The sequence below is a fragment of the Acetobacter estunensis genome (assembly GCF_019083805.1).
GTDB lineage: Bacteria > Pseudomonadota > Alphaproteobacteria > Acetobacterales > Acetobacteraceae > Acetobacter > Acetobacter estunensis_A.
On record NZ_JAHRDV010000112.1, the window covers coordinates 1 to 440 of the forward strand.

A 440-nucleotide genomic window follows, 5' to 3' on the forward strand; every position below is an offset into this window, starting at 1 on the left:
GACTACTAGGGTATCTAATCCTGTTTGCTCCCCACGCTTTCGAGCCTCAACGTCAGTTACCGTCCAGTAAGCCGCCTTCGCCACTGGTGTTCCTCCTAATATCTACGCATTTCACCGCTACACTAGGAATTCCGCTTACCTCTCCGGTACTCTAGATTGACAGTTTCCAATGCAGTCCCGGGGTTGAGCCCCGGGTTTTCACATCAGACTTGCCACTCCGTCTACGCTCCCTTTACACCCAGTAAATCCGGATAACGCTTGCACCATACGTATTACCGCGGCTGCTGGCACGTATTTAGCCGGTGCTTCTTAGTCAGGTACCGTCATTTTCTTCCCTGCTGATAGAGCTTTACATACCGAAATACTTCATCGCTCACGCGGCGTCGCTGCATCAGGGTTTCCCCCATTGTGCAAGATTCCCCACTGCAGCCACCCGTAGG

Annotated in this window: 1 rRNA gene; it reads right to left on the reverse strand. The window is 52.7% G+C overall.

Annotation, left to right across the window (positions count from 1 at the left end):
• A 16S ribosomal RNA gene (locus KUA11_RS17185) occupies positions 1-440 on the reverse strand; the annotation flags it as partial.